This window comes from Bacillus sp. TH22 (assembly GCF_016651015.1).
Classification (GTDB): Bacteria; Bacillota; Bacilli; order Bacillales; family Bacillaceae_G; genus Bacillus_A; species Bacillus_A mycoides.
This window is the reverse complement of record NZ_JAEKER010000001.1, coordinates 2,283,251-2,308,488: the sequence shown is the minus strand read 5'-3', so window position 1 is coordinate 2,308,488 and position 25,238 is coordinate 2,283,251. Positions and strand designations below refer to the sequence as shown.

General features: G+C 35.6%; 31 protein-coding genes and 1 riboswitch. Of the genes, 16 read left to right on the top strand and 15 right to left on the bottom strand.

Annotated features, from left to right (window positions below; translation table 11 throughout):
- Positions 1-4: 4 nt before the first annotated feature.
- Positions 5-1,183: an MFS transporter gene (locus JFU18_RS11725; RefSeq protein ID WP_201034727.1), complete on the bottom strand. Its 1,179-nt coding sequence runs from the start codon at positions 1,181-1,183 to the stop codon at positions 5-7.
- Between the two features lie 140 nt (positions 1,184-1,323).
- Here JFU18_RS11725 and JFU18_RS11720 point away from each other — a divergent pair, with 140 nt between their 5' ends.
- The 4 genes from JFU18_RS11720 to JFU18_RS11705 all read left to right on the top strand — a co-directional run bounded on the left by JFU18_RS11720 (position 1,324) and on the right by JFU18_RS11705 (position 3,422).
- A complete protein-coding gene (locus tag JFU18_RS11720; RefSeq protein ID WP_002125351.1) occupies positions 1,324-1,785 on the top strand; it encodes a MarR family transcriptional regulator in 462 nt (153 codons plus the stop codon).
- A 130-nt stretch (positions 1,786-1,915) separates the two neighbouring features.
- Positions 1,916-2,770, top strand: a complete 855-nt coding sequence (locus JFU18_RS11715; RefSeq protein ID WP_002029877.1) for a patatin-like phospholipase family protein — start codon at positions 1,916-1,918, stop codon at positions 2,768-2,770.
- A 127-nt stretch (positions 2,771-2,897) separates the two neighbouring features.
- Positions 2,898-3,101, top strand: coding sequence for a hypothetical protein (locus JFU18_RS11710; protein WP_000432819.1), 204 nt, complete (start codon positions 2,898-2,900; stop codon positions 3,099-3,101).
- A 48-nt stretch (positions 3,102-3,149) separates the two neighbouring features.
- Positions 3,150-3,422, top strand: a complete 273-nt coding sequence (locus tag JFU18_RS11705; RefSeq protein ID WP_016101771.1) for a hypothetical protein — start codon at positions 3,150-3,152, stop codon at positions 3,420-3,422.
- A gap of 27 nt (positions 3,423-3,449) precedes the next feature.
- Here JFU18_RS11705 and JFU18_RS11700 read toward each other — a convergent pair whose 3' ends face one another.
- The 4 genes from JFU18_RS11700 to JFU18_RS11685 form a co-directional block, all read right to left on the bottom strand.
- Positions 3,450-4,445, bottom strand: a complete 996-nt coding sequence (locus JFU18_RS11700; protein ID WP_001054974.1) for an ABC transporter permease — start codon at positions 4,443-4,445, stop codon at positions 3,450-3,452.
- On the bottom strand, positions 4,429-5,916 hold the full coding sequence (locus tag JFU18_RS11695) for a sugar ABC transporter ATP-binding protein (protein WP_016101770.1): 1,488 nt from the start codon (positions 5,914-5,916) through the stop codon (positions 4,429-4,431). The genes JFU18_RS11700 and JFU18_RS11695 overlap by 17 nt, the downstream gene beginning before the upstream one ends.
- Positions 5,913-7,025: a sugar ABC transporter substrate-binding protein gene (locus JFU18_RS11690; protein ID WP_201032504.1), complete on the bottom strand. Its 1,113-nt coding sequence runs from the start codon at positions 7,023-7,025 to the stop codon at positions 5,913-5,915. Before JFU18_RS11690 ends, JFU18_RS11695 begins: the two co-directional genes overlap by 4 nt.
- An 87-nt stretch (positions 7,026-7,112) precedes the next feature.
- Positions 7,113-7,218, bottom strand: a riboswitch (SAM riboswitch).
- Between the two features lie 92 nt (positions 7,219-7,310).
- Positions 7,311-8,612: an NCS2 family permease gene (locus JFU18_RS11685; protein WP_002029878.1), complete on the bottom strand. Its 1,302-nt coding sequence runs from the start codon at positions 8,610-8,612 to the stop codon at positions 7,311-7,313.
- A gap of 224 nt (positions 8,613-8,836) precedes the next feature.
- Here JFU18_RS11685 and JFU18_RS11680 point away from each other — a divergent pair, with 224 nt between their 5' ends.
- The 3 genes from JFU18_RS11680 (at position 8,837) to JFU18_RS11670 (ending at position 11,253) form a co-directional block, all read left to right on the top strand.
- Positions 8,837-9,703, top strand: a complete 867-nt coding sequence (locus tag JFU18_RS11680) for an SDR family oxidoreductase (RefSeq protein ID WP_002087502.1) — start codon at positions 8,837-8,839, stop codon at positions 9,701-9,703.
- A gap of 373 nt (positions 9,704-10,076) precedes the next feature.
- Positions 10,077-10,838, top strand: coding sequence for a L,D-transpeptidase (locus JFU18_RS11675; protein ID WP_078205452.1), 762 nt, complete (start codon positions 10,077-10,079; stop codon positions 10,836-10,838).
- A 163-nt stretch (positions 10,839-11,001) separates the two neighbouring features.
- Entirely contained in the window at positions 11,002-11,253 is a 252-nt protein-coding gene (locus JFU18_RS11670) for a hypothetical protein (protein ID WP_002029881.1), read from the top strand.
- Positions 11,254-11,285: 32 nt separating this feature from the next.
- Here the strand turns inward: JFU18_RS11670 and JFU18_RS11665 are convergent, their stop codons facing one another.
- From JFU18_RS11665 to JFU18_RS11625, 9 genes are all read right to left on the bottom strand, one after another.
- Positions 11,286-11,501: a DUF1540 domain-containing protein gene (locus JFU18_RS11665; RefSeq protein ID WP_002029883.1), complete on the bottom strand. Its 216-nt coding sequence runs from the start codon at positions 11,499-11,501 to the stop codon at positions 11,286-11,288.
- A gap of 72 nt (positions 11,502-11,573) precedes the next feature.
- On the bottom strand, positions 11,574-12,026 hold the full coding sequence (locus JFU18_RS11660; RefSeq protein ID WP_002029885.1) for a thioredoxin family protein: 453 nt from the start codon (positions 12,024-12,026) through the stop codon (positions 11,574-11,576).
- 12 nt (positions 12,027-12,038) lie between these two features.
- Positions 12,039-12,458: a disulfide formation protein C gene (locus JFU18_RS11655; RefSeq protein WP_002125372.1), complete on the bottom strand. Its 420-nt coding sequence runs from the start codon at positions 12,456-12,458 to the stop codon at positions 12,039-12,041.
- A gap of 164 nt (positions 12,459-12,622) precedes the next feature.
- The gene (locus tag JFU18_RS11650; RefSeq protein WP_001195459.1) at positions 12,623-12,871 is read right to left on the bottom strand and encodes a YhdB family protein; all 249 of its coding nucleotides are present in this window, start codon (positions 12,869-12,871) and stop codon (positions 12,623-12,625) included.
- A gap of 121 nt (positions 12,872-12,992) precedes the next feature.
- A complete protein-coding gene (locus JFU18_RS11645) occupies positions 12,993-13,502 on the bottom strand; it encodes a PCYCGC domain-containing protein (protein ID WP_201032506.1) in 510 nt (169 codons plus the stop codon).
- 45 nt (positions 13,503-13,547) lie between these two features.
- Positions 13,548-14,657 (bottom strand): GerAB/ArcD/ProY family transporter, encoded by a 1,110-nt coding sequence (locus tag JFU18_RS11640; protein ID WP_002029888.1) that lies wholly within the window; start codon positions 14,655-14,657, stop codon positions 13,548-13,550.
- A 12-nt stretch (positions 14,658-14,669) separates the two neighbouring features.
- Positions 14,670-15,752 carry a spore germination protein GerYC gene (gerYC, locus tag JFU18_RS11635; RefSeq protein WP_088291180.1) on the bottom strand — a complete coding sequence of 361 codons (1,083 nt, stop codon included), beginning with the start codon at positions 15,750-15,752 and terminating at the stop codon, positions 14,670-14,672.
- Entirely contained in the window at positions 15,749-17,254 is a 1,506-nt protein-coding gene (locus JFU18_RS11630; protein ID WP_033729732.1) for a spore germination protein, read from the bottom strand. Before JFU18_RS11630 ends, gerYC begins: the two co-directional genes overlap by 4 nt.
- Positions 17,255-17,378: 124 nt before the next feature.
- Positions 17,379-17,975, bottom strand: a complete 597-nt coding sequence (locus JFU18_RS11625) for a hypothetical protein (RefSeq protein WP_201034728.1) — start codon at positions 17,973-17,975, stop codon at positions 17,379-17,381.
- Between the two features lie 231 nt (positions 17,976-18,206).
- Here JFU18_RS11625 and JFU18_RS11620 point away from each other — a divergent pair, with 231 nt between their 5' ends.
- Together JFU18_RS11620 and spoVR are read left to right on the top strand one after the other, a co-directional pair.
- Positions 18,207-18,767 (top strand): nitroreductase family protein, encoded by a 561-nt coding sequence (locus JFU18_RS11620; RefSeq protein ID WP_002125380.1) that lies wholly within the window; start codon positions 18,207-18,209, stop codon positions 18,765-18,767.
- A 117-nt stretch (positions 18,768-18,884) separates the two neighbouring features.
- Complete coding sequence (spoVR, locus tag JFU18_RS11615; protein WP_002029894.1) at positions 18,885-20,300, top strand: stage V sporulation protein SpoVR; 1,416 nt, start codon at positions 18,885-18,887, stop codon at positions 20,298-20,300.
- Between the two features lie 59 nt (positions 20,301-20,359).
- Here spoVR and JFU18_RS11610 read toward each other — a convergent pair whose 3' ends face one another.
- Positions 20,360-20,833, bottom strand: a complete 474-nt coding sequence (locus JFU18_RS11610; RefSeq protein ID WP_201034729.1) for a MarR family winged helix-turn-helix transcriptional regulator — start codon at positions 20,831-20,833, stop codon at positions 20,360-20,362.
- 103 nt (positions 20,834-20,936) lie between these two features.
- Here JFU18_RS11610 and JFU18_RS11605 point away from each other — a divergent pair, with 103 nt between their 5' ends.
- From JFU18_RS11605 to JFU18_RS11575, 7 genes are all read left to right on the top strand, one after another.
- Complete coding sequence (locus JFU18_RS11605; RefSeq protein WP_201034730.1) at positions 20,937-21,521, top strand: DUF3238 domain-containing protein; 585 nt, start codon at positions 20,937-20,939, stop codon at positions 21,519-21,521.
- 136 nt (positions 21,522-21,657) lie between these two features.
- Positions 21,658-22,242, top strand: a complete 585-nt coding sequence (locus JFU18_RS11600) for a DUF3238 domain-containing protein (RefSeq protein WP_201034731.1) — start codon at positions 21,658-21,660, stop codon at positions 22,240-22,242.
- Between the two features lie 245 nt (positions 22,243-22,487).
- Entirely contained in the window at positions 22,488-22,751 is a 264-nt protein-coding gene (locus tag JFU18_RS11595) for a metal-sensitive transcriptional regulator (RefSeq protein WP_000456201.1), read from the top strand.
- A gap of 88 nt (positions 22,752-22,839) precedes the next feature.
- Positions 22,840-23,400, top strand: a complete 561-nt coding sequence (locus JFU18_RS11590) for a sulfurtransferase TusA family protein (RefSeq protein WP_201032510.1) — start codon at positions 22,840-22,842, stop codon at positions 23,398-23,400.
- A gap of 38 nt (positions 23,401-23,438) precedes the next feature.
- Complete coding sequence (locus tag JFU18_RS11585; RefSeq protein WP_201034732.1) at positions 23,439-24,575, top strand: MBL fold metallo-hydrolase; 1,137 nt, start codon at positions 23,439-23,441, stop codon at positions 24,573-24,575.
- A 21-nt stretch (positions 24,576-24,596) separates the two neighbouring features.
- Positions 24,597-24,842 (top strand): sulfurtransferase TusA family protein, encoded by a 246-nt coding sequence (locus JFU18_RS11580; RefSeq protein WP_201034733.1) that lies wholly within the window; start codon positions 24,597-24,599, stop codon positions 24,840-24,842.
- A 19-nt stretch (positions 24,843-24,861) separates the two neighbouring features.
- Complete coding sequence (locus tag JFU18_RS11575) at positions 24,862-25,221, top strand: rhodanese-like domain-containing protein (protein WP_201034734.1); 360 nt, start codon at positions 24,862-24,864, stop codon at positions 25,219-25,221.
- Positions 25,222-25,238 lie beyond the last annotated feature (17 nt).

The following is a 25,238-nucleotide window of genomic DNA, read 5'->3' as shown; positions in this document are numbered from 1 at the left end:
TCTCTTAAGCTCTTTGTGCAGCATGGGAATGTAGCATTTTCATTGCGTGTAAAACTATAAGTAGAAATATAATTGCCCCTAGGAAGAAAATCCAAAAGTAATTTTGATTAAATAAAAGAAACCCACCTACAATAGGCCCTGTACCCATACCAAGATAGCGAATGAAGTTGTACATACCGATGGCAGTTGCGCGTTCTTGTACGAATTCTTCCGTTAATAAAGTAGTGTGAGTCGGCATAGAAATTCCCATACTAAAACCGTATAAAGAGGTAACGATAATTACGGATGGGATATTGATGCTATATGTAAAAGAGAATAAAGTGACACATATAATGTTGAAGAAACTAGTGATGAATAAAGCCTGCCTTGTTGTGAAATGTTTTTGCAAAAATTTGTAGCAATAGCTTCCTAACATAAGAGAAAGGGACATCGGTACAAACATAAGACCAATTTCTCTTGCGCTTAGATGAAATATATTTGTTAATATGCTAGGTAAAAAAACGAGGAAACAGAAATATATACAAAATTGAATAAAGCCAATAAGTGTAATGGAAAATCCAGTTTTATTTTTTAAGATAAGCCAGTAATTCTTTTTTGCTTTAGGTGTCTCAATTACATTTGGTTTTGTTTCTGGAAGTAGTGAAATGTTTATAATTAATAAGATGATGCCAATTGTAGATAAAAAAAGAAATACAGATAAGTGGCCATTTATACTGCCGAGATAGCCACCTATGAGAGGACCGATTGCAGGTGCGAGAGCAAGTAACATTTGATAAAGGCTCATCGCTTCTCCGCGTTCTTTTCCTTCAAATAAATCACCGATAATCGTTGCTGCAACTACAGGTATAGCCGCTATTCCTATAGCTTGAACAGCTCTAAAAAATAGAAATAAGTAAATGTTTGGTGAGAAAGCACAACCAATTGAGCCGATTGTACTAATGATTAAACTAGGGATAAGGACAGATTTTCTTCCCTTTGTATCAATTAAAGGTCCGTATATGAGCTGCATAACCGCAAGAACGAATGTGAAAAGTGAAACGGTTAAATTTACAAGATAAAGAGAAGTATGAAACGAATTTTGAATCATCGGCAAGATAGGTGTATAAATATTTTGAGCGAAGGAACCGAGTAAGGCACTCATACAGACAACATATAAAATGAAATTCAGTTTGGTTTTTTCCATAATGTTAACCTCCTTGTCATTTGGTTTCCTTGGAAACTAAATTAATTTTAACATGATTTTCTCACTTGTAAAGATGAAAAAATGATTTTAAAATGGTATATAGTTAAATTGTTTCTTTGGAAACTTAGGAGGCGAATGGATTGGAACGTACAGCGAAACAAATGGAAATACTTTCGGATATTCGTACACTTTTTCATAAAAAAGAAGAGCATTTGAAAGAAAATAATGAGAAGTTTCTTCGTGAGACAGGTGTAAGTGGTATGTCTTTATCTGAGTTACATGTTATCGAGTGTATCGGAAAAAATGGTCTGATGAATGTAACTGCTATTGCAACAGAAATGGGAATGACGAAAGGCGCAATCTCTAAAATTTGTACAAAGTTGTTTCAAAAGCAATTCGTTGAGAAAATGCAAATGTTAGATAATCAAAAAGAAATTTTCTTCCGCTTAACGGAAAGAGGAAATGAAATATATAAAGCTCATGAAAAATTGCATAAACAAGCTGAAGAAAAGTGGCTGTTACTTTTAGATGGATATACGAAAGAAGAGCAAGATTTTATTCAAAGATTTATAAAGGATGTCTCTGGTCATTTGGAAATATAATTGGAAGAAAAAACCCCTCCATTTCAAGCCTTTTCAATATAATTTCTGAAAGAACTCATATATAATAGAAAAAGATACTTAACATAGTGAATAATTAAAGAGTCAATATATATAAAGAGGAGAGAATAACATGCTTGAAAATACGGGGTTAGTATTAGAAGGCGGCGGTATGCGTGGTGTATATACGGGCGGGATATTAGAATATTTTATGGAACAAGATTTATATTTTCCATATGTAATTGGTGTATCAGCTGGTGCTTGTCATGCAGCGTCGTATCTTTCCAGACAAAGAAATAGAAATAAAACAGTAAATATTGATTATGCATCACATCCGCAGTATTTATCGTATAAAAACTTGTGGAAAAAACGTCAGCTATTTGATATGGAATTCATTTTTCATGAAATTCCAGAAAAGCATGTACCGTTTGATTTTGAAACATACTTTAATAGTCCAGAGCGTTTCCTTGTAGGAACAACTGATTGTGAAACAGGACAGTCTGTTTATTTTGAAAAAGAGGGAACGAATGATGATGCACTAAATTTATTGCAAGCATCTAGTTCATTACCTTTCATTGCACCGGCAGTAAACTACCGAGGTAAGCAATTGTTAGATGGCGGGATTTCAGATCCGATTCCAGTTCGTAAAGCACAGGAAGATGGATTTAAAAAATCAGTCGTTATTTTGACGAGAAATCATGGTTACGCGAAGAAAAAATCAAAATTTGGTTGGATTGCAGCAAAGGCTTATAAGAAGTATCCAAACCTTGTAAATACGATGCTGAATCGTTATGAAGTGTATAATGAAACACTTCACTACATTGAAAAAGAAGAGCAAGCAGGTAATTTATTTGTTATTCGTCCAGAAGTGCCGCTTCAAGTAGATCGTATGGAAAAGGATACGGCTAAATTACAAAGTTTATATGAGCAAGGCTATGAAGATGCAAAGAGACAATTTGCAGATTTGCAGACGTTTTTGCAAAAATAATAATTAGGCTGTGGAGAAGGAGTTCTCTGCAGCCTTTTTTATTATTGGTTTCAATACCGAATGTTGGTTATATACATTTTGGGATTATGGTATAATATGGATAAAAGTATGTGGAGAGGTGATACATATGGAAAATGTATATAAAGGGCTTAGACATACTGGATTTACAATGTTGCTTATTTTTGGTGGCGTATTTCTATTGCGCTGGTTCATTCATGATGAAATGTTATTAGATCAGCTTATTGGTTTTAGTATAGGAATGGTAATGGTTATTTCATCAGTGTTCATTCAAAAGTATAGTAAAGAATTGCAGGTAAATGAGAAATATTAAAGGTTTCTAACCTCTTTTAAGTAATTTGGTCGTAGAGGAGGCTTTCATATGACTTTTTTATTTGCGATATATTTTGTTTTTATTATGACATTGTTAATTACATTTCTTCTTTCTAAAAGATCATTTGAGAAGCCTTTTATTAAATATATACCAGCGTTCATATTGTTTATTTTGGCTTTCATTTCTTCTATTATTTTTATATTTAATAACGGAATGGGAGAGCTTATGATAGCAATCTTCTTAGGTGTTACAGCAATAGCGAACGGTCTTTTGCTTTTTGCGTTGAAAGTAGTTCGTGTGATTGTTGCAAAAGGAAAGTAGCGCATCGGAATTCGATGCGCTACTTTTTTATTTACGCTTCTTTTTAATAAATGAAAAGGCTAAAGCTGCAATTAAAATACTGCCTTTAATGATATCTTGCGCATAATAAGGAACGTTCATCATTGTAAGGCCGTTTAATATGATTCCAATTAATACGGAACCAAGAAATGTTCCGATGACATTTGGTTTCTTAGCACCGAACATTGCATAACCGATATAGGCAGCTGCAACTGCATCCATTAATAATGGGGCGCCAGCTGAAACTTGTCCTGTTCCAACGCGGCTACATAGAATAATACCGCCAATAGAGGCAAGTAAACCGCTAATCATATAAGCATATACACGGTAACGATCAGTAGGAATACCAGCTAGTCTAGCAGCTTCTCGATTCCCACCTGTCATATAAAAGAAACGACCGTACGTTGTTTTTTCTAAAAATACATATGCAATTAAAACGACGATAAGCATGATAATGACAGGGACTGGAATTCCTAACACAGAACCTTGACCGATAAATAAAAAGGATGGAATAAAATGTCCTTTGGCACCAGACATTCCTTCATAAATAGAAGATCCTTTTGAAAATGTTAAATGTAGTCCATTCACGATATACATGATACTTAATGTAGCTAGTAAATCTGGTAGTTTAATTCGGATAACGAGTAGTGCATTTAATAATCCAACTAATAGCCCACAAAGAATAGGAACAAGGAGTGTGACTAATAGTTCTTGTCGATATAAAATGAGACAGGAAGCAGCGGCAATGGTTGCTAAACTAGCGGTAGAGCCGACTGATAAATCAAATCCATCTACAATTAATGTAAAGGTAACACCAATTGCAAGTAACGTTACGATAGAAATGGAACGTAAAATATCACTAATATTGTTGTATGTTAAAAAAGAATCGTTGACGATAGAGAAGAAAATTGTAACACCTATAATGATAGCAATCGTACTAAATTGATAAAAAAGATGAGTAGGTAAATATAGTTTCTTAGTTTTTGTTTTATGAACGAGATTCAATGGAATAACTCCCTTCAGATAAATGTAAAAGCTGTTCAGGAGATAGTTCGTCTGGTAAGTATTCACCTACAAATTCTCCGTTTGCGAGTATAAGAATGCGATCAGCGATATGTAGTGCTTCATCTTGTTCTCCTGTGAAGTAAATTACGGAACTTCCGTTTTCGGTAATGTTACGAATGAATTGAAAAATGTCTTGTTTTGCAGCTATGTCTACACCTTTAGTTGGCTCGTCCAAAAGAAATAGATTCGGTTTGAATCCATGCCACTTTGCAATGGAGACTTTTTGCTGGTTTCCACCGCTAAGTGAATGAATAAATGCTTTTGGGTCATTGGGTGAAATGCTGAAAGAAGAAATTGCTGTAGTAGCATTATTTACTTCGGTTTGCTTTCGTCTCCAACCTGATTGGTGTAAATTAGTGTGGCTTATAATATCTTCCGAAAGAAATACGCCTTGTTTTCTTCTTTCCTCTGGTACAAGTGCGATCTTTGCTTTAATCGCATCTCGCGGTGTTTTAATTGTTATTGTTTGACCATCTATTTCTGCGTGATAAGTATGACGAGTACCAAATAACGTTTCAGCAAGTGTTGTTTTGCCACTGCCAATTAATCCGTATATCACAACAGTTTCACCTTTCCGTACGGTGAGAGAAAGAGGAGAATGGTCTTTGTGTAATGGAAGTTCTTGTACTTTAAATAATTCTTCGTTCCCTCGTTTTGGCGCTGTATTAATAGGAAGTGTAAGTTGTTTTCCAGTCATCGCTTCCACAATTTGTTGATCTGTAACCTTTGTAATCGCTTCAGAAATTGCAACTTTACCGTTATGTAATACGGTTACATCATCTGCGAAATTTCGAATCTCTGATAAACGATGAGAAATTAAGATGATGCCAATTCCTTTCAATGTTAAATCTTTTAATAGTTGCCCGAAGGTTTCTACTTCTTTCGGTCCAAGAGAAGAAGTAGGCTCATCTAATAAAAGATAATTTGTATTGTTGGATAAAGCTCTTGCGATAAGAAGTAATTGTTTTTCATGTAATGAGCAGTTTGAAACATCTTCCGAAACATTTAAATCAGCCTGTACAGTTTGCAAATGTTGTTTAGCGAGTGAGACTAATTTTGACTTTGAAAATAGTACTTTATTTTGCATTGCTAAATGATCGATTAGTACATTTTCTAATACAGATAATCCAGGAATAAGTCCGTGATCCACTTCTTGTGTTACGAAGGAAATACCATGCTTTTTTGCATCGCGTGGTGAAGTAAAGGAAATAGACTGATTATCAATTTTTATATTCCCAGCAACTGGTTGAATTTCACCAGTTGCTATTTTTAGTAAAGTACTTTTTCCTGCACCATTCATTCCTAGTAAAGCGTGAACTTTTCCTTTTTGTATGTTAATAGAAACATTTTCTAGTACAGGGGTAGAGATGTGATAAGAATGTGTAATGTTTTGAAGAGAGAATGTCATCATTTTTTCTCCTTCTCTAATTTTTTCATCCAAGGTGAATATGCATCTTTCGAGTCTCCCCAACCGTTTATATGTTTTGATAATTGATCCATCGTTATATTTTCTTGTGGCAAACTATTTTTCTTTACTAAATAAGGTTCTAGTGAATAAATATCTGGCGTTTGTTCACCAGCGATTTTCTTGTATAAGAAACGCACTTGAACTTTACCGACTTCAGCTGGATCGGTTGCAGCCGTAGCAGTCCAAGGTGAATTTTCTTTTTGCATGAGTTGTAAATCTTCATTACTTAAGTCAATGCTGTATACTTTTATATCTGTACGACCAGCTTGTTCGAGTGCTTTGACGGCCCCCTTAGCAAACTCATCCCACGAAGCGAAAATAGCTTGTAAATCACCTTTTTTCGGATATTTTTTTAGTAAAGCCTCTACTTGTGTTTGCGTATCAAGTGGTGTGTTATTACTAGCGGTACCAAAGCGTGCAACTTCTTTTATATTTGGATAACGTTTATAAAAAGCATCAATGATAACATTGCGACGTTCCATTGGAGCAAATCCGCCAACCCATACGACGGCGATATTCCCTTGTCCATTCAGATCTTCCGCTAACGTTTTTAATGATTTCCATGCAAGACTATAGTCATCTTGATCAATAATCGTTACGCCTGGTAAGCGTAGGTCGTTATCAAATGCAACTACAGGAATATTCGCTTGTAATGCTTTTTCTACTCCGGGTTTTAGTGCTTCAGAGCGACCGTGATCAATTAAAATACCATCAACTTTTGAATTAATAGCAGTATCTAGATTTGCTACCATTTTTGCTAAATCATTATCAGAATTGTAGACTTGCACACTGCCGCCGAATAGCTCGACTTGTTTTTTGACACCCTCAATATATTGAGAGGAAAAAGTTCCGATGGACATTTGCATAATTAATGCGATTTTTAATGGATTTTTTACTTGGCTTGGAATTTCTGTTTGTAAATGATTTGCTGCTGTAGTAGCTTCTTTCTTCACCGTTTGTTGCTTTTGTGAAGAGATGGCATCTTGTTCATTTGTGCAAGCTGTTAATGCGAGTAAGAGAATAATGAGTACGGTGGAACATAATTTTTTCATGAAAAAATCCCTCCTAAATTAAGAAAAGAGAGGAGGGAGTGAAAATAAAAACGTCTTTTCATATAGAAAAGACGTCTTATCATATTACTCTTATCTTTCAACACAATGTGTTGTAAGAATTAGCACCGTGCCCATAAATGGGTCGGTTGCCGGGCTTCGTAGGGCTCATCCCTCCACCTGCTCTTGATAAGACATCGAATATTTAACTATTTCGAATTATTCCATAAGTGTATGCTGTTGTCAAATGTTTTTTTGTAAATAAAAAATCCCTCTTTACGAGGGATTTTAATGTGGTAAGAAAACTAATTGATAAGCGAACAAGATCCCGAATAAATACACAAGTGGGTGAACAGCACGGAATTGTCCTTTTGCCACTTTCATAAGTGGGTATGAAATAAATCCAAGTGCAATACCTGTTGAGATACTTGATGTAAGTGGCATGCTTAAGATTACTAAAAATGCTGGGAATGCTTCATCGAATGTATCCCAATCGATGTGGCGAACTGAGCCCATCATAAGACTACCAACGATAATTAGTGATGGTGCTGTAATAGCTGAAACGCCAGAAACAGCGCTCACTAACGGTCCGAAGAATGCTGCTAATGCAAATAGAACAGCTACTGTAACAGTTGTTAAACCAGTACGACCACCAGCTGCAACACCAGCAGATGATTCAATGTAAGCTGTTGATGGTGTTGTTCCGAACATAGCTCCAATTGTTGCTGAGAATGAGTCAGATAGAAGAGCTCGTCCTGCTTTTGGAAGCTTTCCATCTTTCATAAATCCACCTTGTTGTGCAACGCCAAGTAATGTTCCAGTTGTATCAAATAGTGTAACAAGGAAGAATGAGAACACAACGCCGTATAATCCGTAGTTAATTACATCAGATACAGCAGTAATTGGATTTGAAACGATAATTCCTTCTGGTAATCCAGGCATTGATGTAACGCCGCTTGAGAATGTTAATTGACCTGTGAAGTAAGCGATAATACCAGTTAATAACATTCCGATAAATAGTGCCCCGTTTATATTTAAAGACATAAGGATAATTGTAATTCCAAGGCCAGCTAATGCTAGTAGAACTGGAGCAGAGTGAAGATCGCCAAGCCCAACTAAGTTTGCATCATTTTTTGTAACAATTCCCGTTAAGCGCAAACCGATAAAAGCAATAAAAAGACCGATACCAGCAGTAAGTGCATGTTTTAAGTTTTCAGGAATTACTTCCATTAATTTTGTACGGAAAGATGTGAATGATAACAAAATTAAAATCATACCTGCTACGAATACAGCAGAGAATGCAATTGCGAAAGTCATGCCTTCATGGGCTTTTACAACAGAATAAGAGAAGTAAGCATTTAATCCCATACCTGGTGCAATTGCGATTGGTAAATTAGTAAAGATCGCCATAAATAATGTTCCGACAACAGCAGCGATAATTGTAGCTGTAAATGCTTGTTCAAAAGGAACACCTGCATCCCCAAGGATGACAGGGTTTACGACAATGATATATGCCATTGTTAAAAAGGTAATAATACCTGCCATAATTTCAGTTTTAATAGAAGTTTTATGTTTTGAAAGGTTAAACATATAAACATCCTTTCTTTTTACGAATAATTTTCACAACAGTTATATATAATATTCGTTTTTTAACTATTTTGCAATAGTTTTGCATAAAAACTTTAGAACAACTCATATTTTATGTCGTAAATTCGAATATTAATCGTAAAACTGTGTGTGCATTGCGGTTCTTTAATGTGTAAGTAGTTTTTTTTATTGTGCGCATTATAAGGGGAAAGGAGTTGAAGGAAGTTATGCCGCAGCAAAAAAACTTTTTAACAATGCCAGCACAACATCAAAATAAACAACCTGGTATTGAATCGTTAATGAATCCTCTTCCAAAGTTTGAAGATCCAAATTATAAAGGAAGTGAAAAGTTAAAAGGAAAGAATGTATTAATTACAGGAGGAGATAGCGGGATTGGAAGAGCTGTTTCTATCGCTTTTGCAAAAGAGGGAGCAAATATTGCGATTGCTTATTTAGATGAGGACGAAGATGCAACTGAGACGAAACAACTTGTGGAAAAAGAAGGCGTGAATTGTGTATTATTGCCGGGAGATTTGAGTAATGAACAACATTGTAAAGAGATTGTAGAAGAGACCGCCCAGCAGCTAGGGGGGCTAAATGTTCTTGTGAATAACGTCGCACAGCAATATCCGCAGCAAGGACTAGAGTATATTACAGCGGAACAGCTAGAAAAAACGTTCCGTATTAATATTTTTTCTTATTTTCATGTTACAAAAGCAGCCCTCTCTCATTTAAAGCAAGGGGATGTAATTATAAACACGGCATCTATCGTTGCGTATGAAGGAAATGAAACGTTGATTGATTATTCTGCAACGAAAGGAGCAATTGTCGCTTTTACAAGATCGCTATCTCAGTCGTTAGTACAAAAAGGAATTCGTGTAAATGGTGTTGCACCAGGCCCAATTTGGACTCCGCTTATTCCATCTAGTTTTGATGAGAAAAAAGTATCACAGTTTGGGAGCAATGTTCCTATGCAAAGGCCTGGTCAGCCGTATGAATTAGCGCCTGCATATGTATATTTAGCGTCTAGTGATTCGGCATATGTAACGGGACAGATGATGCATGTAAATGGTGGAGTAATTGTGAATGGATAGTTTTCATTTATAAGAGCAAAGTAAAGTTAATTGTATTTATCCCGCATTAACGGGCAGTAAAATTCCACCTCAAAATTCAGGTGGAGCACAGAAGTTAGGTGGGAGATTAACTGCCCGTAAATGCCCGATTGGTGAAGGCTAATAATCAGTGGGGGATGAACAAAACCCCCACTGATTAAAATTTCACTTTATCCCGCTATTTGCGGGCAGTAAGACCCCTACCTAACAATTCGGTGAATACAAGGAAGTTAGGTGGGAGATAAATGTCCGTAAATGCTCGATTGGTGAAGGCTAATCCTCAGTGGGGATGGACAAAATCCCAAGCCGAGTAAAGTTTCACTTTATTATGATGTTAGTGCTAGGGAGGATTTAGATGAAGAAAGTATGGTTTATCGTAATCCTATTTTTCTGCCTGCCAGCTAGCGTTTTTGCTAATACAGATCATTTAATATTAGTTAACCTTACGACGAATCAGCTGTCTTTTTTTGAAGATGGAAACTATACTAAAACATTTCCGATAACGACAGGAAAAGACAGGACCCCGACGCCTGAGGGTAATTTTTGTATTATAACTAAATATAAAAATAAAGAATACCATCGTAAAAAAATAGCTGGGGGTGCTCCGAATAACCCTCTCGGTACGAGGTGGTTAGGTCTAGATAAAAAGGAATATGCAATTCATGGAACAAATCGGGAATGGACGATTGGAAGCAGGGAGTCGAATGGTTGTATTCGCATGCACGATCGGGACATACAATGGTTATACGACCGGGTACAATTACAGACGAAAGTAATTATTTCTCGTTTTCATACGGGTCCCGAATATGAAGCGTATAAGCTTGGTTATCGGGTTGTGAGTTGGAATGGTCGTAAAGTAGAAGAAGAACAAATTGGAATGCTTACGTTAGTAGATCGTGTAAATATATATTGGCAAGAACCAAATGGACAATTGACGAAAGTAAAAACGGTATTGCCAAATGAAAAATATACAGTGTATTCAAAACGAAAAGATGGAACCTATTATATAGGAAACAATTTGTATATTGTAGATGTAACGGGAGAAAAAATTCGTTATGAGCAATTACCTTATTCGATTTTAAGTAACATATATAAAAGGAAATATAATGTTCCATAATAGCTACCGTGTATAGGCGGTAGCTTATTTGTGATGAAGTTTAGTTGGTTTTAATGATTTCATACCAATCGCGCGCCTGTAAATAGTGAGATAAAAAAATTGAAACAGCAACTATTATGTTTTGCTGAATATAATACAGTACAGACTGGGGGGCGGTCACATTATGAAAAGTGAATTTGCATTTAAAATTTTCTTAATCACGACTTGTTTATTTATCGTGTATTTATATGCGTTACTCGTCTTCTCCTTTTATGTTCCATATATTGATTTAATATTGTTCGTTGGATTTATTTGGGCATTTGTTAAAGCGAGGGAAGGGGAGAAGAGTGTATATCGGCGCATTACTTTATGCGGGACGGTCCTTCTCGTTATTTTGTACTTTTTTATGATGCATGATGTTTGGAGAGGAATGTAAAAAAGCATACGACTAATCGTATGCTTTTACGTTTAATATTTCGGTTTAAATGTATGACAACACGTTTCTACACTCGTTGTTACAGAACTTTCAAGCGTCTCGTTTGTTAAAGTAGCGTTTGTATATGAACTGTTTTCAATTTGACCTGCTTCTTGTGCATCAGGTTGAACAACGATTGCACTTGCTTGACAAAGGTTACCTTGTCCCCAAAATGAGCAATTGGAAACAGAGCATTTCACTTCTGGCATAAAACCCCCTCCTCATACATTAGTGTGGGATTTTACGCCCATTTCATGTATAGAAGGAGTTTCCTTTTCTTATTATTTTTTCGTTTGCTCAAGCCACTCTTTTAATTTGTCTTCCGGTTGTTCGCCGCTAATACGGCTCACTTCTTTACCGTCTTTAAAATGAATGATTGTTGGAGTTCCTTTAATTTTATATTCATCCCAAGGAGCATCTAATTTTTCAATATCCATAACTTTCATATCAACATTCAAGTCTTTAGCCATTGGTACTACGATAGGAGATAATTTTTGGCAATGAACGCAAGATGTTTGATAAAAGTATACTGTTTCTTCTTTTTTCTCTTTTAAATTCTTTTGGAGATCTGAAAGAGAGATTTTATTTGTGTAGTAGTCAGAACCATCTGTTTGACTAGTAGCATTATCAATTTTTTGGCTTGTTGAAGCATTTTTTTCTTCCATTTGTGTTACAGCGAAAATTGCTGCAAACAAGGCGATAATAATACCGCCAAATATAAGCATTTTTTTCATTCTTTCATCTCCTTATTTGTTTTTAATTACGATGAAGCTACAAACAGCGATTGTGATAAAGCCGATAAGTGCTAAAAACGGGATTGTCACAAAGCCGAACCAGTTTATGTATTCTCCCGTACAAGGTACGCGGCCGCAAGCTGCCCCAGCAGCTGAAAATGCTGCGATTTTTTGAATTGCATAGTGATATAAAGAAATACAAGCACCAATACTTGCGATTGGTAAAGAATAACTTGCAATGCGATAGTCTTTCTTTACTACAGCGATACCGAGCCATAAAACAAATGGATACATAAAAATACGTTGATACCAACAAAGGACACAAGGCTCAAATTTCATAATTTCGGAAAAGTATAGACTTCCTAATGTAGCAATAAACGAAGCTCCCCATGCAGCAAATAAAGCATACTCTTGCTTTTTTTCTCGTCCCATATTTTATACCTCACTTATAATAGTTACATACTAAATTATAGTATGAAGTAGTAGGGAAAAGAAAGAAAAATATGTTTATCAATAAAAGTTTTATAAGGAGAAACTTTTATTGATATAAACATTTTAAAAAAGCGCTATTCTCATAAAGAGAATAGCGCTATATTTTACATTTGAATTTGCTCTACTTCTTCTACATGTGACTTTTGGGATGCGTGGTCAATATATTGAAATAGGAGCTGCAATTGTTTATCAACTTCTGGTAGTTCTTTACTGTATTGATAAGCGTGTAAAAAATGCTCAATACGCTTAGAAAATAATTGATCGTTCGTTTGAACCATGAGAACGAGTAATTTATCCCAATTACAGCAATACGTGTAATAGAGAGCTTTATCATAGTCGTTATATGTTTGCACTGTGTACCCTCCTTACCGAGGAGTTATATATAGTGTGTGACAAGTAAGGAGAAATACACTTGAAAGAATTTGTTAAGAAAAAAGGTGAATGAAAAGAGAAAAACGAGGGATTTCCTCGTTTTTATGCTTTTGGCATTGGCGTAGGTGTTGGCTTGCCATACCCTTCTTTGTATTTATTGTCGATATAGTTACGAATTTCGAGCGTTGATTTTCCTTTTTGTTTCATGGAAGCCGATTCAACCGCGATTTCTAGGCAGTTGACACAAGTTGTTGCGTGGGAATCCCAAACAACTTCACCATTCTTTTTAATTTCACGAATAAAGCAGTTTTTATTGTTTTTATGTCCTACAGTCTCACCGCAACCGCAGTAACATGGAATCCAATCTAATAGCTCTGCATTTTGTCCAGCGACAGTGTAGATATCTTTCATTTGCGGATCAAGCTTGTCTAGGAAGGTAGGGAGTGTGTCGACTCCTTTTGTCTTTTCTTGAATATCAGCTTGCTGAGTATGTGATGCGTGGTCATGCTCTTCTTTTGATTCAGAAGATTTTTTGTCATTTGTACTAGTACTCCCGCATCCAACAAGAATTAGGCTCAGTACTGCAAGTAAAGAAAATACATACTTTTTCATTCGCTTGTCCCCTTTACAAATGTATTAACCAAATTGTATCAAATATCATGGTGTGTCGGGTGAAGATTTTTTCGACTGATTTTTGAAGCGCCATCGTAGTGAATGGAATAGAAATAAAATTGGTATATAAGCGTATACAATATATAAACCAGCTTGAGACAGTACTGTATTTAATGTATTGATACTTTCACGGTTTGTGAAAAATAAGGATGAAATAAATATAGCTGCAATAAAAAATGGAAGTGTAATTTTAAATGGTACGTGAAAAGACCTTTTACTAATGCAACAAGAAGACCAAATTGTTAAACAAAGATTAGGTAAAATAATAAGATACCACATGAAAATAATGATGTACTCAAACCTTTGGATAAAAGGAATCTTTATGATTTTTAGCATTGTTAGTGTTGGCCAAATTGTATGATGCAGTTGTCCTTGGCTATAGTACATAAGGGAAACGATGGCTAGTATTACGTATAGAATTGTTGTAAAAGCAATACCACCGTGCGCCCATTTATTTAATGATTTTTCTTTTTTTATAAATGGATAAAAAACAAGAATTGCTTCAAATCCAAGAAATTCTAATGCAGATGATTTCGCTGCAGTTAGAATTTCTAAAGGTGAATGAGTTAGAATTGGGAGAATGTTACGGACATGCGCGTATTTCATTGGGAAAACTAAGAAAAATAGGACGAAAATCGGTATTACGACGCCCCAAAAACATATTCCTGTTACAGAGCGAAAACCACCTTTAATTACGTAGTAAGTCACAAGTAAAAATAATAAAGTTAATTTCCACGGTTTAATTGTAGGGAAGACCCAAACTTGAATGACTTCAATATATGTACGAAGGACAGTAAGGCAAAATAATAGAAGGTATGCAGCAAAGCATACGGACAAAAATGTTCCAATCCACTTTCCGAAACATGTCGTATGAATATTCATTAAATCATTATCTTTTTCTAACATTTTAAGCATGCAAAATAGCACGATATGAGTTGCAATGCCCGCAACAATAAGAGAAATCCAAGAATCATAACCGGCATATTGCGCAATAATCCTTTGGTATCCTAACACACCTACTCCAATTTGAAGGGAGTGTAATAGAAGAAATGTGAAATAAGGGGAAACAGTATGTGTTTTATCTTGTCCAGCCATTACAGCACCTCACTATTCTCCGATACCAGATTGCACGACATTGATTTGCACATGAACAGCAACGTCTACATTAGGGTACATTTCTTGAATTTGTTTTATAGTCCATTTTCTTGAATGACTACGAATTTCTTCTTGTATACCTATCGGATCGATTTCTTTTTCTTGGAATTGTTTTATTAATTCGTTTAAATGCTTCTCAAGCGTTTTTTCTACATGTTTTTTTACGTAAGTTATATTTTCGTGCTTTGCTAAATCGAGCCAGTCGGGAGCATTTTTTATAAGTCCGTTTAACTTTAAGTGGATGTTAACTTTCGGAATGTCACCGTTTTGGGAAAGAGAACAAAAACTTTTCCCGGATAAGTTTTGAGTAGCGATCAATCCTTTATGCTTACCTTGACGTATCGGAACTTCGTAACGACCATTTTTAGTTGGATTAATGAGTAGTTTTAATAAAAAAGATCCTTTTTTATCTGTGTACATAACCACTTTATCCTTTTTTAAAAAAGCAATTCCTTTAATGGAAGCAGACTTGTCTTCATCAACTTTAATATAAGGAAGAAATGGATCGCATCCAGATGAATAAAAGTTATATAAAAAAATATTTAAAGCTGTCCGAGGGATTGTCTCGGTTTCTATATTTTGCTCCAGTAAATCAGATAGATATAGCGATCCATTCGTTTTGACATGTTTAAGTAATTCTTCTGTTGAACCATCTACAAGCGCTAGTTGCACATCTCGGCCAATATTAGGATCACGTTGTAAGTTGTTAATAACATCCCCAATTCCACGTTCACCAAATGATTTTCCAAATAGGACAACACGCATTTGACCTACAGCGATCGTATGTGGTGATTTGGCGTTTAGAAGTGAAGAAATTGTTTCAATTGTATCTGCGGTAGTTGACTGAGTTTCTGGTTTTGATTGAACGCCTTTTGTGTAATCGGGATATAAGATTGTCCCGCGAAATTTTTTATCTTTCGTTATATCAAATCCACCTATATGAATCATTCGCTGTGTGTCTACTATATTCGGTTGTGTACAGCCGGATTGGAAAATTAAAATGATAATGGCAAAGCATAATAAAGTATTTTTCATTTCTCTTCACCATCATGTTTTTCTTTCGCTTTGTTTGGATCATAGCGCCATTTCTTTTTTGGTCTTAGAAAAGAGGCACGTCCTGCAGTTTGACTAAATGGCAAGCGAAAGAGACCTTCTGCCGTTCCTAAACCGCGAAATGGATATAGAGGTAATAAATAAGGTGATCCAAGTGATTTTAAGCGAATTAAATGAGCTAATATGAGTACGAATCCTACAATGAGACCTAAGCCCCCAAATGCACCAGCTAAAAGAATAAGTGGAAATCGTAGTATCCGGATAGTAGAAGACATTTTTACAGTTGGTGTTGTAAAAGAAGCGAGTGCTGATAAAGCAACTGCAATTAATAAAATGGTACTCGTTAAAGCAGCCTGAACAGATGCTTGGCCAATTACAATCCCGCCAACGATACCGATTGTTTGTCCAACTTTTGTAGGTAATCGTGCTCCAGCTTCACGGAGCAATTCGATTGTGATTTCTAAAAAAAGTGCTTCTAAAATGGGCGGAAAGGGTACATTAGCTCTTGAAAAAATAATCGGACCTAGTAAATCCGCAGGAATCATTTGATAGTGATACGTTAATACAGCTGTATAAATAGCTGATGAAAATAGCGAGAATGCTGCTCCGAAAAAGCGAACCATTCGAAGAAATGAGCCTGCTATCCATGGTAAATAATAATCTTCTGGAGAGACGAAGAAATCGAGTAATGTCGCTGGTCCAGCTAATGCGTAAGGTGAACCGTCTGTTAAAATGACGACTCCTCCATTCAATAATGCATAAACGGAGCGATCTAAACGCTCTGTAGGAAGTAAAACAGGGAAGGGAGAGTTGCTGTTATCACTAATAAACTGTTCAATCATAGTTGCATCGAAAGGAACATCAAAGTCAATGTCTTGTAAGCGCTGCATCGCAGTATTAACGTGCTGCTCATTCGTAATATCTTCGATGTAAGCAACTACGACTTTTGTTTTTGATATAGAACCAACTATAACTTCTTTGAAAACTAATTGTTCTGTGACGATATTTCGCCGAAGTAAGTGTATATTTGTATCGATATTCTCAACAAATCCGACTTTTGGACCGATGACACTATATTCATTTTCAGTATCGTTATATAGCCGTGTACCTAAAACGGAACTTTCAGCACGAATAAGTGCATATTCTGCGATTTGAGAATCATTTTTTAGTTGTATAAGTACATACCCACTTAATAATTTTTCACGAATGTCATCAATAGTAGGGCCAGTGATAATCTCCTCAAGTGTGACGATATTTGCTATATCACTTATATTTTCAATGTGATCTAATTCTCTTTTTATAGGTGTTAAAATGAATCGATTAATGAGGAGTGATTCAGCCGTAGATTTATAGTAAAACAAACATAATGTCCCATCTTCTACGATGTTATAAGAAACGAAATCACTCGATTCTTTCATAGTATGGATAAACTCTGGAATGGAACAGATTGTTTTTTTCTTCTTTTTAGACGATAAACGAAACATTTTCTCACCCCTTACTACATCATTTTCTTATGTTAGTTTTTGGGAAAGACGGGAATTTATACTTGAAAATTGAAAGTTCATAAAGAAAAGGAAGAGTATTGAATATCTCTTCCTTTTTGACAGGCTAATTTGTTTTCTTTTCTTTAATAGACTTCACTAATTTAATCATTTCTGCCCGTATATCTTCTTTTTTAACACTTAATTTTTCCGCAATTTGTTTAATATCCATCCCATCTTTTTTCATTTTTAGTACATCGTCAAGAGGGGTATTACTTTTTTGAGAGATGATTGTTAACACGGTAAGTTGGCGTAAGCCGATGTTATATTCTTTCATTTTTTGTTTCAGTCCATCTGGTGTGGACTTTTGCATATTTGCTAATTTTTGCAGTAGTGCTTTTTTCGTTTCTTTATTCATATGATGCTTTTTCAATTTACTTGGGTCTACACCGAAATGCTCGGCTGTTTTCTCCCAAGATTTATTTTGCTTATAGTAAGCTAAAACGTCCTTAATTTCTTTTTTACTTATTCTTGCAATGTGGGCAGCTTTCCAAATTTCATGTTTATTATAGCCGAGTTTTTCGAGCGACTGCATTTCTTCTTCTGAAATAGGCTTATGATGGTGCATTGTTACTTCTTTTGGCGTGGCAGCGGAAGCAGGAAAGACAGATATCCCGCACAATAATGCTGCCATAGTCATACTTACTGCGATTTTCTTGTACATATAAACTCCTCCTAGATGGGTAATGTGGAAAACTTACACATATCATTTCCATAAAATGTGAAAAACTTGTGAACAAGTTAAGTTTTTTTATTCACAGTATAAAAAGAAGTTTTTCATGGTTTTCCAACATAAAACATTGATTAATAGTGAAAAACTAGGTTATAATCGAAATTGAAAATCAATATCAATGACGGATTTATACATATAGATAAAAATAAGGGAGAGAAAAATATGACTACATATACTTCCATCGCAAACGTTATTAAAGAAAGACGTTCTGTTCGTACATTTACAAATAAAGCAGTAGAAAAAGAGCTATTAATTGAACTATTGAACGACGCAACATGGGCACCGAATCATAAACACCGTGAACCATGGAATTGTAAATTATACATTGGAGAAGGCCGTCAGAAATTAGTAGACGCAGTACTAAACTCTTTCACAGAAGAAGAAAGAGCAAAACGCGGCAAAACTTTATCTGATCGTTTCTTAAGCACACCTGCACAAATCGTTGTTTACATTAATGAAGATCCGCGTCAAATTCAACGTGACGAAGATTACGCTGCAACATGTGCATTTATGCAAAACTTCCAATTACTTGCTTGGGAACGCGGCTTAGGGTGCGTTTGGAAATCAGGTGGATTAAACTACAATCCACTATTTATAGAAGGAATTGGTTTAACAAGAGGTCAACGCATCATTGGAATTCTTCATATCGGCTATTTCGATAAAGCACCAGAAGGAAAAGCGCGTACACCGATTACGGAGAAGATGGAGATTATTGAGGGTTAATTAGAAAGAGGCATTCTCGTTTTTTAAGAGGGTGTCTTTTTATTATGCAATCAATCCTCATGAAAGCTTGTTCCTCATCATACACTTTCTTAAGGGAAAGTGTAAGGAGGGAAAATAATGAGAGCAAGTGATGATAAAGCACTACAATATGCGATTGCTGAAATTACGGAAATTGCGACTGGATTTGGTCTTGATTTTTATCCGATGCGCTATGAAGTATGTCCAGCGGAAATTATCTATACATTTGGTGCATATGGGATGCCGACGAGGTTTTCGCATTGGAGTTTTGGAAAGCAATTTTTCAGAATGAAATTACAATACGATTTAGGACTTAGTAAAATTTATGAACTCGTTATTAACTCTAATCCATGTTACGCCTTTTTATTAGATACGAATTCTTTAATTCAAAATAAATTAATCGTGGCGCACGTTTTAGCACATTGTGATTTCTTCAAAAATAATATTCGTTTTTCTAATACGAAACGCGATATGGTTGAGAGTATGGCAGCGACAGCAGATCGTGTGAAGGCGTATGAACATAAGTATGGAAGAGAAGAGGTAGAAACATTTTTAGATGCCGTACTTGCCATTCAAGAACATATTGATCCATCGCTTATGCGTCCGAAACTTGCATGGAGTATTGAAGATTTAGAAGAGGATGTAGAAAAGAAAAAGATATCACAGTACGATGATTTATGGAATTTAGATGATCGAAACAAAAAGAGAGAACGACCTAATATGCATAAAAAGAAGAAAATCCCACCGCAGCCAGAAAAAGATTTACTCCTCTTTATTGAAGAATATAGCCGTGAGCTAGAAGAGTGGCAGCGCGACATATTAACGATGATGCGTGAAGAAATGTTATACTTCTGGCCACAGCTTGAAACGAAGATTATGAATGAAGGTTGGGCTTCCTTCTGGCATCAACGCATACTTCGTGAAATGGACTTAACATCTGGTGAAGCAATTGAATTTGCGAAATTAAATGCAGGTGTCGTACAGCCATCAAAAACAAGTATTAATCCATACTACCTCGGTATTAAAATGTTCGAAGATATTGAAGAGCGCTATAACAACCCGACAGAAGAAATGAAACGACGCGGTGTGAAACCTGGTTCTGGTCGTGACAAAATCTTTGAAGTACGGGAAATTGAATGGGATGTATCGTTCCTAAGAAACTATTTAAATAAAAAACTTGTAATGAGAGAAGATATGTACTTATTCCAGCGCCAAGGAAAAGAATATAAAGTAATTGATAAAGAATGGGAGCATGTACGCGATCAACTCGTAAATATGCGTACAAATGGAGGTTTCCCGTACTTAGTAGTAGAAGATGGAGACTACTTAAAGAATGGGGAATTGTACATTAAACATAGCTATGAAGGAATTGAGTTAGATTTAAAATACTTAGAAAAAGTATTACCGTATCTTCATCAGCTATGGGGAAGAACAGTGCATATGGAATCGATTGTGGAGAGTAAGGGCGTTGTGTTTTCTTATGATGGGAAAATGGTGCATCGGAAGTATGTGTGATGAAAAGAACGGACATAGAAATGCTATGTCCGTTCTTTTTTATTATATGGAGTTTTTGTTTACCAAACAGGTCGTATGCTCGATGATAATTTTCCTGTATTTTCTTTAGTAACGAATGTTGTTAAATCCTCTTTAAGCATTTGCATTCGTTCTGCACCTATGTTTGCAATCCATCGTTGTTCTATTTCAGCTACTATTTCTTCTTTTGCTTTCATTACTGCTAAACCACGCTCGGTTAAAACAATAATTTTACCTCTTTTATCAGTAGGATGCGTTTGGCGCGTGACATAACCACTGTTCTCAAGAGAATCTACCATTTTACTTATGGCTTGTTTTGAAACCCCTAAATATTCAGCTAGTTCTATACCGGTTGCTCCATTAGGAAGGATGCGTTTGAACATAAAACCATGCGCTGGCCTAATATCTTCAAATCCCAATTCACTTAATTTGTCATGTAGTTCAGTAATTAATGTGCTGAAGGATAATGATAAAAGTGAAGTGAGATCTAATTCGTTAAATATTTGATGCTCCATGTATATAACCTCCTTACTTATAGTCAATCAAATTGACTATATAATAGTGATAGAACAAATAATGATTTATCTAAATAAAATCAATGAATTATGGAGGTTTCACATGGTTAATATCGTTAAAATTAGAGGGAGTGTATTTGCACCGTATGCTTCGCTGAAACCTATTCAGGATCCTGCGACGGGAAGAGTGTTTGAATATGCCGGAGATGCACGGGAGTTTACACCGTGCGCTGTGAACACAAAGCGTTCAAGATTAGAACAAGAAGTGAATATTGATTTTTATAAAAGAGAGATTTTCACATATGCAGATGCTTGTATCGTCACTGTGAAAATTACAAATCCAGATGGCTCAATTGAGTATCAAAAAGGAGAAACAAGTACAGAAAACATTGCATGTACAAATATTGTATGGAGTGAAGATGAAGTTTCATTTGAAATGAGAGCAAGTGCAAGTAATCCGTTAAACGCGGCAGCACCTGCAGCTGATTATTTTTTGACTATACGAGTTAATGAAAGTGGTACTGTGCATGTTGAAGGTTTACATGATGGTTTTCCTTGCTATGAATTTTATAAACAAATCGACTTTGGTTCATTTGAATTAATATATACACATGATTTCAGGAAAACGGATGATACCCCAGCAGCACTAGCTGGAGAAATGGAATATAGCTTTAAAACGAAAATCTAGATATAAATATAGCGCTATTTTTTAGAAGGAAGTAGCAAACGTAAAAGAGAAAGCTATTGGTTCTAGGATTGAAATTGTGGTCTATTTTATTCAATAGTATGCAGTATATAAAATTAGAATTACAGGGGTGTTTCTTATGACGAATATCGTTAAAATTAGAGCCAGTGTATTTATTCCAGTGTCTTGGACGGAACCGAGTAAGGATGTACAAACAGGAAGAGTAATCCAATTCGAAGGTGATTCACGTGAATTTACACCACATGCGGTAAATACTATGCGCTCTAGAGTTGAGCAAGAGGTAGTAGTGGACTTTTATAAAGAAGAAGTGTTTTCATATGCAAACACGGGTATTACGACAGAGAAGATTACAAATCCAGATGGTTCTGTGAATAAAAGAACAGGAAAAGCGAGTACTGAAAATATTGTGTGTACGGATATTTCATGGAATTCTGATGGTGTGCAATTTAAAATGAGTGCAAGCGCTAGTAATCCGTTAAATGTGTATGCCCCTCCTGTGGACTATTTATTAACTGTATGTGTGAACAAGGATAGTAGTATCGATACTCAAGGAGAACATGATGGATTCCCTTGTTTCGAATTTTATAAGCAAGTAGATTTCGGTTCATTTGAACAAATTTATACACATGATTTTAGAGAAACTGGTGATACACCTGAAGCGTTAGGTGGAGAAATGGATTATAGTTTTACAAAGAGATTATAGGAAGTATGATAATAAAACGGTTGATTCTTTCGTTCGTTCGTAAATGGAATGAATTAATTGGACTATCCAGCAGTGTAGTTGAGCAATGCAAAAGCCAATAAAGTTAGTGGCTTTTGCATTTTTATTATACTCTAAGAGGTTTCAAAAAAACAAACAACTTTACAATATACCCTTAAGGGTATATGATATTATACAAAGTTACAAAGTAATGTATAATATAGTTATAATTACGGAGGTGATCTACAGTGGAATATAATCAAGATATGAAAAATAGATTGAAACGTATTGAAGGTCAAGTGCGTGGTGTGCTTCGCATGATGGAAGAGGGAAAAGATTGCCGAGATGTTATTACACAGTTAACTGCATCCCGTTCTGCACTTGATCGTACAATTGGACTCGTTGTTGGAACAAATTTAGAGCAATGTTTGCGCGAGCAGTTTGAAACAGGTAATGGTTCAAATGAAGAGTTAATTAAAGAAGCCGTTCAATTACTTGTAAAAAGCCGATAATCTGTCAAACATATGTGTTGACAGATTTTCAAAAACATTTTATTATACCCCTACAGGTATATATATTCTGATTAGGGAGGAAATGATTATGAGTATAAAAGTTGATATGAATTTAGACTGTAAAGGCTTGGCTTGTCCGATGCCAATTGTGAAGACAAAAAAGGCGATGGAAGGATTGGCATCAGGACAAGTTATTGAAATAGAGGCGACGGATAAAGGATCGACGTTAGATATACAAAGTTGGTCAAATAAAGTAGGGCATCAATATATTGGAACGAAACAAGAGGGAGATATATTAAAGCATTATGTACGAAAAGCCCATGAACATGAAGTAAATGAAGTTGTGAAGTATCCTCATACAATTACGAATGGGGAATTGCAAAATAAATTATTAAGTGGTGAAGAGTGCACTGTATTAGATGTTCGTGAAGAAGCGGAATTCGTCTTTGGTCATATTCCATCCGCAATTTCGGTGCCGTTAGGTGAATTAGATAGTGCTATGTTAGACAGTGCGAAACCAATTTATGTTGTTTGCCGAACTGGTAACCGTAGTGATGTAGCTTGCCAAGTGTTGAAAGAGAGAGGTTTTTCAAACGTGAAAAATGTTATTCCAGGTATGTTAGAGTGGCAAGGAAATATAGAAAAATAAAATTTTTTAAATATAAATATACCTCAGGGGGTAATTGAATGAGTGTTAAACTGTTACAAGCAAAAGATGTCGCAGAGAAAGTTTTATTCGGAGAATTGTTTATTTTAGATGTTCGTAATGAAACGGACTATGAAGATTGGAAAATTGAAGGGAAACAAGTTTCTTCTATAAATAAACCGTATTTTGACTTATTAGATGGTGTAGATCATATTGTAGATGAATTGCCGAGGGAGAAAGAAATTTTAGTCGTATGTGCGAAAGAAGGTTCTTCGCAGTTTGTCGCAGAGCAATTGTTACATGCCGGATTCAATGATGTTTATTATTTAGCTGGTGGTATGAAAGTTTGGAGTGAATATGTAAAGCCGTTAAAAGTAGGAGATGTACAGGGCGGAGGAAGTGTATATCAATTTAACCGTCTTGGAAAAGGCTGTTTATCTTATATGATCGTCTCAAACGGTGAAGCAGCAGTTATTGATGCAGTCAGAACGGTTGAAGCATATGAATATTTTGCGGAAGAGCATGGCGTTACTATTACGAATGTCATGGATACACATTTACATGCAGACCATATTTCTGGAGGACGTAGGTTAGCTGAAAAAGTAGGTGGTACGTATTGGTTACCTCCAAAAGATGCGGAGGAAGTCGTTTTCTCATATAAACCGCTTGTTGAAGGATCTGTTATTACGGTGGGGGGTACCAAAATTGAAATTGATGCATTATACTCACCGGGGCATACGATTGGAAGTACATCATTTATTGTAGATGATTCCTATTTATTATCAGGTGATATTTTATTTGTAGATTCAATTGGCCGTCCAGATCTTGCTGGGAAGGCTGAAGATTGGGTGAGTGATTTACGAAATACGTTATATAAACTTTATAAGGAACTGTCTCAAGATTTAATTGTTTTACCGGCTCATTATTCAAAAATAAGTGAAATGGACGACAGAGGCATTGTGAATGCGCATTTACAAGATTTATTTAAGGAGAATGTAGGGTTAAATATTGTTGATGAGGGAGAGTTTCGTAAAACTGTGACAGAGAACTTACCGCCTCAGCCGAATGCTTATGAAGAAATTCGTCAAACGAATATGGGTAAGATTTATCCGAGTGTGGAAGAAGAGCGTGAAATGGAGATTGGCCCAAATCGTTGTGCAGTTCATGATTCATTATAAAATAACAAACTGGAGGAATAGATGATGAATGTAAAACAAGTATTAGATGCCAAAGGTTTAGCATGTCCAATGCCGATTGTAAGAACGAAGAGAGCGATGGATGCTTTACAAACTGGAGAAGTATTAGAAGTACATGTAACAGATAAAGGATCAGTAAAAGATATTCCAGCATGGTCAAAAACAGGCGGTCATGAAATAGTAAAGCATAATATAGAGGACGATGTACTGAAGTTTTGGATTAAGCGTAGTGAAGAACTAGTTTTGTAAAGGCGGAGAGGTTGGTTATATGAATACAATATTAAGTACGCCTTTCATTGTACTTGCTGCATGGTTTGTTATTTCGCGTTTTTTACCGGTGAAAGGTGTTCAAAATATAAATGGAAAAGAATTAAAGAGTATAGTGGGAAAACAGGGAAAACAATTTGTCGATGTTCGTACAGTAGGTGAATATAGAGGAAATCATATGAAGGGATTTCAGAATATCCCGCTAAATGAGTTAGCTAGTAGAGCAAATCAATTAGATAAAAATAAGGAAATAATCGTTATTTGTCAGAGCGGGATGAGAAGTAAGCAAGCAGCAAAAGTATTAAAGAAATTAGGATTTCAGCGCATTATAAATGTTTCAGGCGGTATGAACGTTTTGTAAGGGGAAAGTAGTATCAG

Excerpts from the sequence above, each read along its gene's own strand:
- JFU18_RS11605 (WP_201034730.1), top strand. The coding sequence starts at position 20,937 with ATGGTTAATATCGTTAAAATTAGAGGGAGTGTATTTGCACCGTATGCT.
- gerYC (WP_088291180.1), bottom strand. The coding sequence starts at position 15,752 with ATGAAAAATACTTTATTATGCTTTGCCATTATCATTTTAATTTTCCAA.
- JFU18_RS11645 (WP_201032506.1), bottom strand. The coding sequence starts at position 13,502 with ATGAAAAAGTATGTATTTTCTTTACTTGCAGTACTGAGCCTAATTCTT.
- JFU18_RS11685 (WP_002029878.1), bottom strand. The coding sequence starts at position 8,612 with ATGTTTAACCTTTCAAAACATAAAACTTCTATTAAAACTGAAATTATG.
- JFU18_RS11695 (WP_016101770.1), bottom strand. The coding sequence starts at position 5,916 with ATGATGACATTCTCTCTTCAAAACATTACACATTCTTATCACATCTCT.
- JFU18_RS11620 (WP_002125380.1), top strand. The coding sequence starts at position 18,207 with ATGACTACATATACTTCCATCGCAAACGTTATTAAAGAAAGACGTTCT.
- JFU18_RS11610 (WP_201034729.1), bottom strand. The coding sequence starts at position 20,833 with ATGGAGCATCAAATATTTAACGAATTAGATCTCACTTCACTTTTATCA.
- JFU18_RS11665 (WP_002029883.1), bottom strand. The coding sequence starts at position 11,501 with ATGCCAGAAGTGAAATGCTCTGTTTCCAATTGCTCATTTTGGGGACAA.
- JFU18_RS11710 (WP_000432819.1), top strand. The coding sequence starts at position 2,898 with ATGGAAAATGTATATAAAGGGCTTAGACATACTGGATTTACAATGTTG.
- JFU18_RS11680 (WP_002087502.1), top strand. The coding sequence starts at position 8,837 with ATGCCGCAGCAAAAAAACTTTTTAACAATGCCAGCACAACATCAAAAT.
- JFU18_RS11630 (WP_033729732.1), bottom strand. The coding sequence starts at position 17,254 with ATGTTTCGTTTATCGTCTAAAAAGAAGAAAAAAACAATCTGTTCCATT.
- JFU18_RS11705 (WP_016101771.1), top strand. The coding sequence starts at position 3,150 with ATGACTTTTTTATTTGCGATATATTTTGTTTTTATTATGACATTGTTA.
- JFU18_RS11585 (WP_201034732.1), top strand. The coding sequence starts at position 23,439 with ATGAGTGTTAAACTGTTACAAGCAAAAGATGTCGCAGAGAAAGTTTTA.
- JFU18_RS11640 (WP_002029888.1), bottom strand. The coding sequence starts at position 14,657 with ATGGCTGGACAAGATAAAACACATACTGTTTCCCCTTATTTCACATTT.
- JFU18_RS11575 (WP_201034734.1), top strand. The coding sequence starts at position 24,862 with ATGAATACAATATTAAGTACGCCTTTCATTGTACTTGCTGCATGGTTT.
- JFU18_RS11675 (WP_078205452.1), top strand. The coding sequence starts at position 10,077 with ATGAAGAAAGTATGGTTTATCGTAATCCTATTTTTCTGCCTGCCAGCT.
- JFU18_RS11600 (WP_201034731.1), top strand. The coding sequence starts at position 21,658 with ATGACGAATATCGTTAAAATTAGAGCCAGTGTATTTATTCCAGTGTCT.
- JFU18_RS11625 (WP_201034728.1), bottom strand. The coding sequence starts at position 17,975 with ATGTACAAGAAAATCGCAGTAAGTATGACTATGGCAGCATTATTGTGC.
- JFU18_RS11655 (WP_002125372.1), bottom strand. The coding sequence starts at position 12,458 with ATGGGACGAGAAAAAAAGCAAGAGTATGCTTTATTTGCTGCATGGGGA.
- JFU18_RS11715 (WP_002029877.1), top strand. The coding sequence starts at position 1,916 with ATGCTTGAAAATACGGGGTTAGTATTAGAAGGCGGCGGTATGCGTGGT.
- JFU18_RS11690 (WP_201032504.1), bottom strand. The coding sequence starts at position 7,025 with ATGAAAAAATTATGTTCCACCGTACTCATTATTCTCTTACTCGCATTA.
- spoVR (WP_002029894.1), top strand. The coding sequence starts at position 18,885 with ATGAGAGCAAGTGATGATAAAGCACTACAATATGCGATTGCTGAAATT.
- JFU18_RS11580 (WP_201034733.1), top strand. The coding sequence starts at position 24,597 with ATGATGAATGTAAAACAAGTATTAGATGCCAAAGGTTTAGCATGTCCA.
- JFU18_RS11660 (WP_002029885.1), bottom strand. The coding sequence starts at position 12,026 with ATGAAAAAAATGCTTATATTTGGCGGTATTATTATCGCCTTGTTTGCA.
- JFU18_RS11725 (WP_201034727.1), bottom strand. The coding sequence starts at position 1,183 with ATGGAAAAAACCAAACTGAATTTCATTTTATATGTTGTCTGTATGAGT.
- JFU18_RS11590 (WP_201032510.1), top strand. The coding sequence starts at position 22,840 with ATGAGTATAAAAGTTGATATGAATTTAGACTGTAAAGGCTTGGCTTGT.
- JFU18_RS11670 (WP_002029881.1), top strand. The coding sequence starts at position 11,002 with ATGAAAAGTGAATTTGCATTTAAAATTTTCTTAATCACGACTTGTTTA.